Source organism: Streptomyces sp. ATexAB-D23 (assembly GCF_000373645.1).
GTDB classification, from domain to species: domain Bacteria; phylum Actinomycetota; class Actinomycetes; order Streptomycetales; family Streptomycetaceae; genus Streptomyces; species Streptomyces castrisilvae.
The window spans coordinates 134,079-147,232 of sequence record NZ_KB892068.1; the positions used below are offsets into that span (position 1 = coordinate 134,079).

The following is a 13,154-nucleotide window of genomic DNA, read 5'->3' on the forward strand; positions in this document are numbered from 1 at the left end:
CCGGAAGGAAACACGCACCACATGAGTGAGGTACAGGCGATGCCAAGCACCCCCGGCCAGGACGGCCCCCCGGCCCCCGCCGTCCACGTCCGGCACGTCTCCAAGCGGTACGGAGAACGCCAGGCCCTGGACGACGTGTCGCTGGAGATCGGACGGGGCGAGTTCTTCGGCCTGCTCGGCCCCAACGGCGCGGGAAAATCGACCCTGGTGGAGATCATGGAGGGGCTGCGCCGGGCCGACAGCGGCACGGTCGCCCTCTTCGGGGAATCCCCCTGGCCCCGCAACACCGCGCTGCTCCCCCGCGTCGGCGTACAGACCCAGTCCTCCGCGTTCTTCGTCCGGCAGAAGGCCCACGAGCACCTGCGTACCGTCGCCGCCCTCTACGGCGCCCCCCGCGACGCCGTGGACGCCACCCTGGAGTCCGTCGGGCTCACCGAGCAGCGCGACATCCAGGTGGAGAGCCTCTCCGGCGGGCAGCGCCAGCGCCTCGCCATCGCCTCCGCCCTGGTCCACGGCCCCGAGCTGATCTTCCTGGACGAGCCGACCGCCGCCCTCGACCCGCAGGCCCGCCGGGACCTGTGGGAGGTGCTGCGCGCGCTGAAGGCGCAGGGCCGCACCATCGTCTACACCACCCACCACCTGGACGAGGCGGAAGCCCTCTGCGACCGCATCGCGATCCTCGTGGACGGGCGGATCGCGGTCACCGACACCCCGCACAACCTCATCGGCGGATTCAAGGCACCCAGCCGGCTGATGCTGCCGCTCGGCCGCCTCGGCGAGGAGGAGGCGGCGGCCATCCCCGGCGTCGACCGGGTCACCGTCCAGGGCGGCTCCCTCGTCCTGGAGACCCGCGAGGCCGGCCGGGTCCTCAGCGCCGTCGACAAGCTGACCGGCCTCGACGGCATCCAGACCCGCACCGCCGGCCTGGAGGACGTCTACCTCGACCTCACGGCACGGCTCACCCGCCCCCCGCAGTCCCCCCGGGACGCCGACACCACGGAGCACCAGCCATGAGCGCCTACGCCGCACTGGCCGCAGCGGGCTACCGCGCCCAGATCCGCGACAAGACCACCCTCTTCTTCACCTTCGCCTTCCCGCTGCTCTTCCTCGTCGTCTTCGGCCTGATCTTCCGCGGCCAGGACGTCGAGGAGAGCGGCCTGTCCTACCTCTCGTACACCGCCGCCGGGGTGCTGTCCTGGGGCGTCGCCAACGCCGCCGTCTTCGGGATCGCCTTCACCCTGATGCAGTGGCGGACCGACGACATCCTGCGCCTGATCCGGATGTCCCCGGCCCCCCTCTCCGCCGTCATCGGCTCCCGATACGTCATCGCCCTGGCCGTCGGCGCCGTGCAGTCGCTGCTGTTCGTCGGCGTCGCCATGCTGCCGCTGTTCGGTCTCGAACCGGCCTCCGGATGGCCCCTGCTGATCCCGGTGCTCCTCCTCGGCGTCACCACCTTCCTGCTGCTCGGCGTCATCATCGGCTCCTTCGCCGACACCCCCGAGTCCGTGGCCGCCGTCGCCAACTTCCTGATGCTGCCGATGGCGTTCCTGTCCGGCTCCTTCTTCCCGCTGGACTCGATGCCGTCCTGGCTGCAACACGTCTCCGTGGTCCTGCCGCTGCGCTACCTCAACGACGCCGTGTCCCACGCGCTCGCCGGACGCGGGGACCTCTCCGACGTCTGGGTGGGCTGCGCCGGACTCGTCGTCTTCGCCCTGGTCTTCGGCGTCGCCGCCGTCAAGACCTTCCGCTGGACGAGGTCCTCATGAGCACCCCCACGCGCACAGCCCCCGCCGCCCCGGCCCCCGTGCCCATGGACCTGGCCCGCACCGCGCTCCACACCGCCCTGGCCGGCCGCGCCGGGCGCGACGTCCCCGTGGTCCCGGTCGGCGCCACCGACGCCACCGCCGCCCTCGGCGACCGGGGCGCCCCGGACCCCTGGGCGGCCGAACGCCCCGGCGCCCGCGTCCACCTCACCGCCTCCGCCGTCCTGATCGGCCCCTGGGGCGGCGACGGCACCGCCCCCGCCTGCGGGCGCTGCCTCGCGATGCGCTGGCAGCGCCTGCGCAGCCGCAGCGAACGGGACGCCCTGGAGACCGGAGGCCCCGACGGGCCCCGCCCCACGGGCGCCTGGCCACTGCTCACCGACCACGCCTACGACGCCGTGGCCGCGCTGTGCCGCGCGCTGCTCGACGGCCCCGGCGCCGAACCGCCCGCCACCGGCCCGGCCGACCGGCTCCTGCCCCAGGTCACCCGGCTCGACCTGACGACCCTCCAGGTACGGACGTACCCCCTGCTCGCCGACCCCCTCTGCCCCGACTGCGCCCCGCCGCCCGCCCCCGCCGGGCCCCGTCCGCTCACCCTCGTCGCCCGCCCCAAACCCGACCCGGACGGCTACCGGATGCGCCCCGCGTCCGCGTACCCGCTGCCGGAAGAAGCCCTGGCCAACCCCGTCTGCGGGATGCTCGGCGGCGGCACCTGGAACGACGTCACCTCGCCGACGACGGCTCCCGTCGCGGGCAGCGTCTTCGTCCGGGGCTACGCCGGGCTCAACGACGTCACCTGGAGCGGCCAGGAGAACGCCTTCTCCACCAGCCGCACCCTGGCCTTCCTGGAGGGCCTGGAACGCTACGCGGGAACCCACCGGCGCGGCCGGACCACCCCCGTCACCGGCTCCTGGACGGAGCTGAAGGCCGACGCGCTCGACCCCGCCGTGTGCGGTCTCTACGACCCGGGCACCTACCGTGACGACCCGCTCGTCGACCCCTTCGACCCGGACCGCGCCATCCCGTGGGAGTGGGGCTGGTCCCTGCGCGACGACAAGCCCGTCCTCGTCCCGTCCCGGCTCGTCTACTACAGCGCCGGACTGGCCGCCGACAACTTCGTCTTCGAGTGCTCCAACGGCTGCGCCATCGGCGGTGGCCTGGAGGAGGCCGTACTCGGCGGTCTCCTCGAACTCGTGGAGCGGGACGCCTTCCTCAACGCCTGGTACGGCGACGCCCGGCTCACCGAGATCGACCTGGCCACCGTCGGCGGACGGGCCGCGCCCGCCATGGCCGAACGCGCCGCGCTCCAGGGCTACGACATCCACGCCCTGGACAACCGCGTCGACCTGGCCGTCCCCGTCGTGACCGCGCTCGCCGTACGCCGCGACGGCGGCCCCGGCGCCCTCTCCTTCGCCGCGGCCGCCTCGCTGGACCCACGGGCAGCCGTCGAGGGCGCCCTCTCCGAAGTCCTCACCTACATCCCGCACCTCTCCCGCCAGACCGAGGAGCGCCGAGACGAACTGGAGGCGATGGCCGACGACTTCGAGCGGGTGCGCCACCTCAAGGACCACGCCCAGCTCTACGGGCTGCCCAGGATGACCGCCCACGCCGACAGCTACCTCCGCCCCCTGGCCGTACGCCCCTTCGGCGAGGTCTACCGGGACTGGGAGACCACCGGCCGTCCCCGGACCGGCGACCTGCGGGACGATCTGCGGGCCGTCATCGACGAACTCGACCGCGCCGGACACGACGTGATCGTCGTCGACCAGACCACCCCGGAACAGGAACGCATGGGCCTGCGCACCGTCGCCACCCTCGCCCCCGGGCTCCTGCCGATCGACTTCGGCTGGAACCGCCGCCGCGCCCCCTTCATGCCCCGCCTGCGCACCGCGCTCCGCCGGGGCGGCCACCGCACCACGGACCTGACCGAGGCGGAGATGCGCATGGTGCCGCACCCCTTCCCTTAGCGGTGCCCGCCGGCCGAGGACGGCGAGACGCCCGGTACCCGTCGGAAGGGAGCCGGATACCGGGCGCACGCACACCGCCTGCCGGCAGCGCTGCCGACGTGAGGTCAGGCGGAGCAGGAGGTGGTGCTGGTGGTGGAGCTGCACGTCGACGTCGAGCTACAGCTCGTGGAACCGGCGAGCACGACCTCGCTGGCGTCCGAGTAGTCGGAGATCTCGAAGGTCTCCGCCTCCAGCTCAAGGATCTCGTCGGCGAGGGTGCTCAGGTTCTTCTCCATGATGTCTCCTCCGGTCCGGGGCCACCGTCTCCGGAGGCCGCCACCTGCGTACGCCCCGGCGGGGTGTACGCCATCCATTGCACCGCCCGGCGCTCACCGCTCGGCATGCCTCCCGCACACACCTCACTGACACCTCACGCCAGTGCCCCGACGAGCAGCCCCGGAGCCCCATGACCCGCCCTTCCCCGCCCCGCGTACAGCGCGACGCCCGGTACCCGTCGAACGGATACCGGGCGCGAACACGGCCTACGGGCAGCGCTGCTGACGTGAGGTCAGGCGGAGCAGGAGGTGGTGCTGGTGGTGGAGCTGCACGTCGAGGTCGAGCTGGTGCTGGTGGAACCGGCGAGCACGACCTCGCTGGCGTCCGAGTAGTCGGAGATCTCGAAGGTCTCCGCCTCCAGCTCAAGGATCTCGTCGGCGAGGGTGCTCAGGTTCTTCTCCATGGTGTCTCCTCCGGTCCGGGGCCGCCGTGTCCGGGGGCCACCACCTGGCGTACGCCCCGAGGGGGGCGTACGCCGCCCATTGGACCGCCCGGCGCTCACCGCTCGGCATGCCTCCCGCACACACATCGCTGGCACCCGGCGCCAGCGGCCCCGACGAGCACGCCAGGAGCCCCATGACCCACCCCCAGGAAGCCGCCCACCCCGCTCTGTCCCCCGCTCTCGCCCAGGAGACGGTGCGCCCCGCCCTCACCCTCTACCTGGACGTCCACCGCCATCCGGAGACCTCCGGCGACGAGGCCCGCACCGCCGCCCTGTTCGCGGACCGGCTCACCGCCGCCGGCCTCGACGTCACCCGGGGCGTCGGCGGCCACGGAGTCGTCGGCGTGCTGCGCAACGGCGAGGGCCCCCGCGTCTACCTGCGGGCCGAGCTCGACGCCCTGCCGCTCCAGGAGCGGACCGGCCTCCCGTACGCCAGCACCGGCCCGGCCATGCACGCCTGCGGCCACGATCTCCACCTGGCGGCGGCCACCGGGGCGGCGGACCTGCTGGCCCGCACCACCGAGCACTGGCGCGGCACCCTCGTGGTGGTGGGCCAGCCCGCCGAGGAGACCCTGACCGGCGCCCGCGCCATGCTGGCGGACGGCCTCTACGAGCGGTTCGGCGTCCCCTCCGCCGTCCTCGCCCAGCACGCCGCGCCGCTCCCCGCCGGCCTGATCGCCCACGGCGGCCCCCACACCCCGGTCGCCGCCGCGAGCGCCGCCCTCACCGTCCTCGTCCACGGCCGGGGCGGTCACGCCGCGACCCCGCACCTCACCGTCGACCCCGTGGTCACGGCGGCGGCGGTGATCGGCCGCCTCCAGACGGTCGTCGCCCGCGAGGCCGCCCCCGCCGAACAGCTCACCCTCACCGTGGGCACCCTGCGCGCCGGCACCGCCGTCAACGTCGTCCCGGACACCGCCGAGCTGGGCATCGGCCTGCGCGCCCTCACCGATGACACCCTGGACCGGGCGCTGGCGGCGGTGGAACGCATCGTCCGGGCCGAGTGCGCCGCGTCGGCCTGCCCCCGCGACCCGGACCTGACCCTGCTCTCCCGCTCCCCCGCCCTGCACTGCGACCCGGCGGCGACCGAGGCGGTCCGCGCCGCGCACACCGCCCTGTACGGACGCGAACGCGTCACCGTCTGGCCCCCTTCGCTGGCCGCCGAGGACTTCCCCCTCTACGGGGACGCGGGCCGCGACCTCCACGGCGAGACGGGAATCCCGCTGGTCTACTGGATGCTGGGGACCACGAGCCCCCGACAGTGGGCGGCCACCGGCGGCAGGGACATCCCCCCGAACCACTCCCCGCACTTCGCCCCCGCCGTCCGCACCGCACTGCCCGCGGCGATCACGGCCCTCACGTCCGCGGCGCTGGACCGGCTGGCCGAGCACTGGGACAGGCCCTAGCGGTTCATGGACACGACTACGTACACGCAGCCGACGGCCACCACCAGGCGACCACGACGGCGGCGCAACCGAGCGCCGTCACCGTGCCGCTGATGGCCGTCCAGCCGATCCTCGTAACACGCCGCGCACGCCGGACGGCATCGTCGTACCCAGTGTCGTCGTCCCACTCACCTTCGGCCATGCACCCCGCGTGCGGGGAGCAGCGCGCAGCATTACCTACGCCGGGCCCGACCCGGGGACCATCCCCGCACGCGCGGGGAGCAGTCGTAGTCGTAAATCGATTCGCGACCGTTTCCGGGACCATCCCCGCACGCGCGGGGAGCACGAAGTCGCGGCGCTGGAGGCCGAGTACGCCGAGGGACCATCCCCGCACACGCGGGGAGCACGGCCCGGCCGACCCCCCTCCTTGCCAGCCGTCTGGACCATCCCCGCACGCGCGGGGAGCACCCGGTGGTGCCGAAGACCGCGCCGCGCTGGGCGGGACCATCCCCGCACGCGCGGGGAGCACCAGGCGTGAAATGAACTCGGAATCGTGAAAATGGGACCATCCCCGCACGCGCGGGGAGCACTCTTCGTGACCTGCGGCTTCGTTTCGCGTGGGCGTGGTTTCTGACCACTTTCACCCATTCCGTCATAACCGCCTAAAGTTCAACAAAGTAGGAACACGCCGCAAGCATAGAACAACACGCGCGCCCCCAGGTCCCGTTCACCGCAACCGCCACCTCACCCCTCCGCCCCCACCCGATACACCACCTTCCCCTCCACCACCTCAAACCCCAGCGCCCCGTAGAACCCCAGAGCCTGCACGTTGTCCGTGTCCCCCATCCACTCCATCCGACTGCACCCGGAACGGGCAGACGCCACCGCTCGGAGTTCCGCCATCAGGCGGGCGCCCACGCCCCTTCCCCGCCACGCTTCACTCACGTACAGCTCCTTCAGGAACAGCGCATGCGTCGTCCCCCGCGCCGGCCAGAGGAACGAGTACGCGGCCATCCCGGCCAGGGTGCCATCGCCCGGGTCCGCGACCAGTGCCTGAGCGAGCGGGACCGGGGCGAACAAGGACTCCTCGATCTGGATGTGACGTTCCGTGAGCGGCTGGATCTCCGTGGCTCCGTAGAAGCGTTCGATCTCCTCGATCAGGGCCGCGAGGGGCGCGATGTCGTCGCGTCGGGCGGGGCGGATCGTCATCGGCATTGGGTGTCTCCCTCGGCGGTGGATCTCGTACGTGCGTCTCGCGAGCACACCGCATGTGACCATGCCCCCATAAGCATCCACCTCAACTGCGTCCCGGCGCTCGACAACCGCGTCATCCCCGACGGTTCCGCATAGGCCCCGCGCATCGGCGACCCCGCCCTGCCCGATGGGAGCTGGAGCACGACGTCGGCGGCCTCGGCTACGAGAGGGCAGCGGCTCACGTCCCCCGCGCTCGACGCTTGGCGCGACGCCCGATCCACTGGACGCCATCGCGCTCGCGCTCGGGTCGTTCCGGGGCTCTCGGTCCCCGTCGTACCGGCCGCTGTTACGGGTGCCGGGCCACCCAGTGCCGCGTGACGGCGGGCGCGTTCCGTTCAGGCCAGGTGCTTGTGCATAACGATGCACGGCCGGTCGTGGGCCAGGTCCTGACGCCGGCCGATCTCGCGCCACCCGAGGGACTTCCAGAAGGCCAACGCATGCGGGTTGTTCTCAAGTACGGCGAGCCGGAGGCCACTCCGCCCTTCGGCGCGAAACCGGTCCTCGACCAGCCCGACGAGCCGGCGCCCGATCCCCGTACGACGGGAGCGGCCGTCCACGATGAGCAGCCCGATCCAGGGCAGACCGTCCTTCGGATGCCGGCGCAGCAGACAGACGACCCCGACGAGTCGCCCTTCCCCACTGCGTGCGAGCAACACCTCGCCGCCCTCCATGGCGACCTCGCGGCGCAGATCGGCCTCGACCTGCGCCGCTTGGATATCGTCGGGGTCGTACTCGCCTGCCGCGCGCCAGTAGGCCGGGTTACCGACATAGAGGGCGACGACTTCGCGGATCTCCTCTGGGGTGAAGCGGAGCGAGTGGAGGCTGAGGGGGCGGGCCGACATGTCGGCCAGGGTACGGGGCGCTGGCCGCCGTCCCCGGAAGGTGCGGGGAGCAGTAGGCGTCACGGCCCAGCAGACCGGTGAGCGGCGGGGCATCCCCCCCCCTGGCGGGGAGCACTCGGCGGCCTGGTTCTCGCCCCACTTGCCGAGGGGGACCATTCCCGCGCGTGCGGGGGACACGCCATGGCGAGCAGCGGGGCGGCCGTGGCCTGGGGACCATCCCCGCGCGTGCGGGGAACACGCGAGGAAGTCGATATGCGCGCCGTCGATACAGGGACCATCCCCGCGCGTGCGGGGAACACATGGTGTCCGCGGCCTTCTTGACGCTCTCCGCGGGACCACCCCCGCGCGTGCGGGGAACACGATAGCCGAGGGCCGCAAATGACCACGAGGTTGGGACCATCCCCGCGCGTGCGGGGAACACCTCTCCCGGTACACCGAGGGCTCGTTGCAAGGGGGACCATCCCCGCGCGTGCGGGGAACACTGCCCGCGCTGTTCCATGGGCTGTCCGCAGCAGGGACCATCCCCGCGCGTGCGGGGAACACGAGCGCTGGACCTTCTCGCTGGCCCAGGCCGTGGGGACCATCCCCGCGCGTGCGGGGAACACACAGGCAGTCACCCTGTAGAGCCCGGGGCTCGGGGACCATCCCCGCGCGTGCGGGGAACACGGCACGTGCCTGTTCCAGTTCCATGGTCCACAGGGACCATCCCCGCGCGTGCGGGGAACACCACTCCGGCATTCTGCATGACGCCGATGGCCTGGGACCATCCCCGCGCGTGCGGGGAACACTCCCGGTACACCGAGGGGTCGCTCGCCGGACTGGGACCATCCCCGCGCGTGCGGGGAACACACTTCCTGACCTGCGGCTTCGTCTCGCGTCAGGCCCGTTTCTGACCACCTTCACCCACTCCGGCATAACCACCCCAACGCCCACACAACAGGCACACACCGCCACCCTAGGCCAACAACCGCAGCCACACCCCCCGTTCACCCTCCCTCAAGCCCCACCCCAACCGCACCCCACCCACGTAAGGTGCCCAGATGATCGTCATCCCGGAGGAGTTCGCCCGGACCACCGTCGAGCGCGAGGGCAGCGCCGGGGCGACCTGGCTCGCGGAACTTCCGGTAATCGTCGCCGACCTGATCGACGCGTGGGGCTGCGCACCCGACGGCCCCCTCACCCACGGCGGCGTCGGCGTCATCCTCCCCGTACGACGCGACCACACGCCCCCCGCCGTCCTCAAGGTCTCCTTCCCCCACCCGGGCAACGACCACGAACCCGACGCCTTCGTCGCCTGGGGCGGGTGCGGGGCCGTAAGCCTCTACGAGCGGGACGACAGCCGGTACGCGATGCTGCTGGAGCGGGCCTCGACGGTGACGCTCGCCGAGGCCGTCGACGGGGACGACGTGGCTCAGCGAGCGGGCCGGGGAGTGGGAGGACGGGCTGCGCACCGACGACGTCGAGTTCGCGCACCCCCTGCCACGGCCCGTCATCGGCTCCGCCCTCGCCACCGTAAGGGAGTTGGGGCGGGCGCAGCCCGACACGCTCGTCCACGGGGATCTGCACGGGCGGAACATCCTGCGGGCCGAACGTGAGCCCTGGCTGGCCGTTGATCCCAAGGGATACGTGGGCGACCCGGCTTATGACGCCGGGGCGTTGATGAAGTCCCACGCGTACGCACTCGCCGGCACCCACGATCTCCGCAGCACCGCCCATCGCATCGTCGACGTCTTCGCCGACGCCGCCGAGCTGGAGCGTGAACGCGTCCGCCGCTGGGCGCAGTTGCACGCCGTGCAAGCCGCCTTCTGGGCCCGGCGGCACGGGTTCCGGGTCGCCCGTGGCGGGCCCGAGCTGGAGTGGGTCACCGCCTTCGCGGACCGGCTGGCGGAGTTGTTGACCGAGCCCTCCTGAGGGCCTTCACCGCGTTGGGCCCTTCACCACCTCACGAAGCAGGGTCCTGAATCGTCGGCCTTGAAGAGGCCTTGAACTTGAATAGGCCTTGGAGAGCAGCCCCCTCGGAAGCGGAGAACAACGCATGCGCACCGCCTACCTGACGGTCACCATCCTCGGCATCTTCTTCAACGGTGCCGCCGCAGTGACCTACCTCATCGGCCACGAATACCCCAAGTCCCAGGCCGACATGAAGGGCATCCCCCGCAAGTACGTCCCCTGGCTGGGCATGTGCCTGGCCGCAGGCACCCTCGGGCTGCTCGCCGGGTTCGCCGTGCCCGCGCTCGGCACGCTCGCCGCGTGCGGGCTGATCCTCTACTTCATCGGCGCGATCATCGCCCATCTGCGCGTCGGATCAAGAAACATCGTCGGTGGGATCGTCTTTCTGGCTACGGCCGTCGCCGCCCTGATCCTGGGCGTGCAATACCACGGGGCCTGGTGAGCGAGCCGCCTATCTGCGGGTCGCGAGGTCCGCGTCCGTGATCGGCCGGACCACCCGGCACGGCGTACCGACCGCGACGCTCATCGGAGGAATGTCGCGGCTCACGACGCTGCCCGCGCCGATCACCGAGCCGTAGCCGATGCGGACGCCCGGCAGGACGACCACGTTGCTGCCGATCCACACCTTGTCCTCGATGACGATCGGCTCCGAAAAGCGGCCGAAATCCGCCCGGCGCGCGGGATGGACCGGGTGTCCCGTCGTGGTCAGGGTCACGCCGGGGGCGATCATGACGTCGTCGCCGATGTGGATGCCGACGTCGTCCACGAACGTCAGGTTCACGTTGCCGAAGAAGTCGTCTCCGATGTGGACGTTGCTGCCGAACGCCGCGTGGAACGGGGGCAGCAGCACGGTGCGTTCACCGACGGAGGCGAGGATCTCGACCAGCAGCTCCCGGCGTCGTTCCGCTTCGCCCGGCGGCGTGTGGTTGTACGCGAAGATCTCGTCCTCGCGGCGGCGGGGCGCCAGGAAGGCCGCCTCGGTCTCGGTGTAGAGGAGCCCCTTGGCGATCCGGGCGAGGACTTCTTCGTGCTGGGCATCGGCCACGGCGGTACGTATCCCTTCGGTTGACGCTTCAGCTGGTGCTCGTGCCTGTGCTGCTTTCGGTGCCCCCGTCGAGCCACCGCGCGTACTCCCGCGCGACCGCCTCGTTCGGTGCGGCGGCCCTCGCCGCCTCGTACATCCGCGCGGCCTCCCGCGTACGGCCGAGGCGGCGCAGCGCGTCCGCGCGAACGGCGGGCAGGGCGTGGTGGCCGGTCAGCTCCTTCGGCGTACCCAGCGCGTCCACGGCGTCGAGCTGGGCCCGCGGGCCGTCGCGCATACCGAGGGCGACCGCGCGGTTGAGGGCGACGACCGGGTTCGTACGCAGGGCGAGGAGGCGGTCGTACCGGGCCACGATCGCCGCCCAGTCGGTCGCGGCGGCGGTCGGGGCGAGGGCGTGCCGGGCGGCGATGGCGGCCTGGAGCGCGTAGGGGCCGCCCGCCGCCTCGGCCTCGCGGGCGAGGGTGACGCCCTCGGTGATGAGGGCGTGGTCCCAGCGCGTCCGGTCCTGGTGTTCCAGCGTGACCAGGTGGCCGTCCGCGTCGAGCCGGGCGGCGCGCCGGGAGTGCTGGATCAGGAGCAGGGCGAGCAGGCCGCGCGCCTCCGGTTCGTCCGGTGCCTCGGCGGCGACGAGGCGGGCGAGCCGGACGGCCTCGTCGGCGAGCCGGTCGCGGGTGGTGCTGCCGTCGCTGGGGGCGTAACCCTCGGTGAAGATCAGGTAGATGACGGCGAGCACGCCGGCCAGCCGTTCGGCGCGCGTCCCCGGAGGCGGGACCCGGTACGGGATTCCGGCCGCCGCGATCTTGCGCTTGGCCCGCAGGACGCGCTGCGAGACGGTGCCCTCGCCCACCAGGAAGGCGCGGGCGATCTCGCGCGTCGTGAGGCCGCCGACCGCCCGCAGGGTGAGAGCCACCCGGGAGGCGAGCGGGAGCGCCGGGTGGCAGCAGGTGAAGATCAGCCGCAGCCGCTCGTCCTCGGCGGCGCCCGGTCCGTGGACGGCCTCCAGCGCGGCGGCCTCGGCGCTCTCCATGACATCGGCGCTCTCCCCGGTCCGCGTCATCTCCACGATCTCGGCCAGCTTGCCGCGCTCGGCCGTCCGGCGGCGCAGTACGTCGACGGCCCGGCGCCGGGCGGCGGTCACCAGCCACGCCCCTGGCCTGTCCGGCACCCCGCCACGCTCCCAGGCCGGCAGCGCGCGGGCGAACGCGTCCTGCGCGCAGTCCTCGGCCAGCTCCCAGTCACCGGTCAGGCGCACGAGCGTGCCGAAGACGACGCCCCACTCCTCGCGGTACGCCCCGGCGAGCGCCGCCCGCACCCGGGCCGGTCCGGAGCGCGCGCAAGGTCCGTCCGGACTCGCTCGGAGCCTCTCCCGGCTCACGAGAAGTCCCGCCGGAACTCCCGCAGTTCGGCGGCCCCGGACCGGGCCATGGGGCACCGCGCGAGGTAGTCGACCGCTTCCTCCCAGGTCCCGTCGACGAAGACGATGCCGGACACCCACTCCGGTACGTCCGTGTACCCGCCATCGGTGATCAGCAGTTCCCCGCCGCGCCGGCGCACGAGCGTGGCGTCCCGGACGGGGCTCAGGTGCTCGCCGCCGAGGTAGCGGCCGGAGGCGAGGCCCTCGCGGACCCAGGTGGCGACCGCGGCGCGGTCGGGGGTGAAGGGGGGCGCGCCCGGGTCCGTACGCAGGATGCCGAGGAAGCGGGAGGCCGGCGCGTCGCCCTCGTGCGGGACGTTGCCGGTGCCGGGGCCGAGGTCGACCGGTTCGACGGGGCGGATCTCGATGCGTCCGGCGGTCGCCATCGGGTGCGAGGCGGCGACCTCGATCGCTTCGTCCAGGTCCGCCGCCTCCACGAGGTCGTACCCGGCGATCCACTCGGTGGTCTCGGCGAACGGGCCTTCGGTGACCAGCACTTGGTCCCCGCGGGCGCGGACCGTCCTGGTCTCGGCGACCGGCCTGAGCGGCATCCCCTCCACGCGGACACCGCGGCCGTTCCACTTCTCCACCCACGCCTCGGGGCTCTCGTCGGCCGACTCTCCGGCGGGGTCGGTGGCGACGAACAACACGTACTTCATGACCGTTCTCCTTGCGGGCGTTGCGAACGTTTCACGAGGACGACGAACGGCCGCCGCCTAATCCGACACCGCGCCGGGGACGGGACCGGGGACGGGGCCGGTACCGGAGACGGCGACGAAG

The 13,154-nt window shown here is 72.7% G+C and carries 12 protein-coding genes, 1 pseudogene and 2 CRISPR repeat arrays; of the genes and pseudogenes, 6 read left to right on the top strand and 7 right to left on the bottom strand.

Annotation, left to right across the window (positions count from 1 at the left end; genetic code table 11):
* The first annotated feature begins 21 nt into the window (after window positions 1-21).
* Genes B082_RS0131890 through B082_RS0131900 form a run of 3 tightly spaced genes read left to right on the top strand, consistent with a single transcriptional unit; the run spans window position 22 to window position 3,730 of the window.
* A complete protein-coding gene (locus tag B082_RS0131890) occupies window positions 22-1,014 on the top strand; it encodes an ABC transporter ATP-binding protein (protein ID WP_018555844.1) in 993 nt (330 codons plus the stop codon).
* Window positions 1,011-1,766, top strand: coding sequence for an ABC transporter permease (locus B082_RS0131895; protein ID WP_018555845.1), 756 nt, complete (start codon window positions 1,011-1,013; stop codon window positions 1,764-1,766). The genes B082_RS0131890 and B082_RS0131895 overlap by 4 nt, the downstream gene beginning before the upstream one ends.
* On the top strand, window positions 1,763-3,730 hold the full coding sequence (locus B082_RS0131900) for a TOMM precursor leader peptide-binding protein (RefSeq protein ID WP_018555846.1): 1,968 nt from the start codon (window positions 1,763-1,765) through the stop codon (window positions 3,728-3,730). The genes B082_RS0131895 and B082_RS0131900 overlap by 4 nt, the downstream gene beginning before the upstream one ends.
* Window positions 3,731-3,834: 104 nt before the next feature.
* Here the strand turns inward: B082_RS0131900 and B082_RS0131905 are convergent, their stop codons facing one another.
* Window positions 3,835-4,005 (bottom strand): thiazolylpeptide-type bacteriocin, encoded by a 171-nt coding sequence (locus B082_RS0131905; RefSeq protein ID WP_018555847.1) that lies wholly within the window; start codon window positions 4,003-4,005, stop codon window positions 3,835-3,837.
* A 272-nt stretch (window positions 4,006-4,277) separates the two neighbouring features.
* A complete protein-coding gene (locus tag B082_RS0131910; protein ID WP_018555848.1) occupies window positions 4,278-4,448 on the bottom strand; it encodes a thiazolylpeptide-type bacteriocin in 171 nt (56 codons plus the stop codon).
* A gap of 173 nt (window positions 4,449-4,621) precedes the next feature.
* On the opposite strand from B082_RS0131910, the gene B082_RS0131915 reads away from it, so the two are divergent.
* Window positions 4,622-5,893, top strand: coding sequence for an amidohydrolase (locus B082_RS0131915; protein ID WP_018555849.1), 1,272 nt, complete (start codon window positions 4,622-4,624; stop codon window positions 5,891-5,893).
* Window positions 5,894-6,128: 235 nt separating this feature from the next.
* Window positions 6,129-6,461: direct repeats of the CRISPR family, unit length 28 nt; unit sequence GGGACCATCCCCGCACGCGCGGGGAGCA.
* 155 nt (window positions 6,462-6,616) lie between these two features.
* On the opposite strand, the gene B082_RS0131925 is transcribed toward B082_RS0131915, so the two are convergent.
* Both B082_RS0131925 and B082_RS0131930 read right to left on the bottom strand, forming a co-directional pair.
* Entirely contained in the window at window positions 6,617-7,081 is a 465-nt protein-coding gene (locus tag B082_RS0131925) for a GNAT family N-acetyltransferase (protein WP_272920767.1), read from the bottom strand.
* 380 nt (window positions 7,082-7,461) lie between these two features.
* Window positions 7,462-7,968 carry a GNAT family N-acetyltransferase gene (locus B082_RS0131930; RefSeq protein ID WP_018555851.1) on the bottom strand — a complete coding sequence of 169 codons (507 nt, stop codon included), beginning with the start codon at window positions 7,966-7,968 and terminating at the stop codon, window positions 7,462-7,464.
* A gap of 148 nt (window positions 7,969-8,116) precedes the next feature.
* Window positions 8,117-8,817: a CRISPR direct-repeat array (repeat unit 29 nt; unit sequence GGGACCATCCCCGCGCGTGCGGGGAACAC).
* A 191-nt stretch (window positions 8,818-9,008) separates the two neighbouring features.
* On the opposite strand from B082_RS0131930, the pseudogene B082_RS37165 reads away from it, so the two are divergent.
* Window positions 9,009-9,879, top strand: a pseudogene (locus tag B082_RS37165) (aminoglycoside phosphotransferase family protein).
* 124 nt (window positions 9,880-10,003) lie between these two features.
* Window positions 10,004-10,360 (top strand): DoxX family protein, encoded by a 357-nt coding sequence (locus B082_RS0131940; RefSeq protein ID WP_018555854.1) that lies wholly within the window; start codon window positions 10,004-10,006, stop codon window positions 10,358-10,360.
* Between the two features lie 9 nt (window positions 10,361-10,369).
* On the opposite strand, the gene B082_RS0131945 is transcribed toward B082_RS0131940, so the two are convergent.
* Genes B082_RS0131945 through B082_RS0131955 form a run of 3 tightly spaced genes read right to left on the bottom strand, consistent with a single transcriptional unit; the run spans window position 10,370 to window position 13,033 of the window.
* A complete protein-coding gene (locus B082_RS0131945) occupies window positions 10,370-10,963 on the bottom strand; it encodes a sugar O-acetyltransferase (protein WP_018555855.1) in 594 nt (197 codons plus the stop codon).
* A 28-nt stretch (window positions 10,964-10,991) separates the two neighbouring features.
* On the bottom strand, window positions 10,992-12,272 hold the full coding sequence (locus tag B082_RS0131950) for an RNA polymerase sigma factor (RefSeq protein ID WP_018555856.1): 1,281 nt from the start codon (window positions 12,270-12,272) through the stop codon (window positions 10,992-10,994).
* A 59-nt stretch (window positions 12,273-12,331) separates the two neighbouring features.
* Window positions 12,332-13,033 (bottom strand): YciI family protein, encoded by a 702-nt coding sequence (locus B082_RS0131955; RefSeq protein WP_018555857.1) that lies wholly within the window; start codon window positions 13,031-13,033, stop codon window positions 12,332-12,334.
* Window positions 13,034-13,154 lie beyond the last annotated feature (121 nt).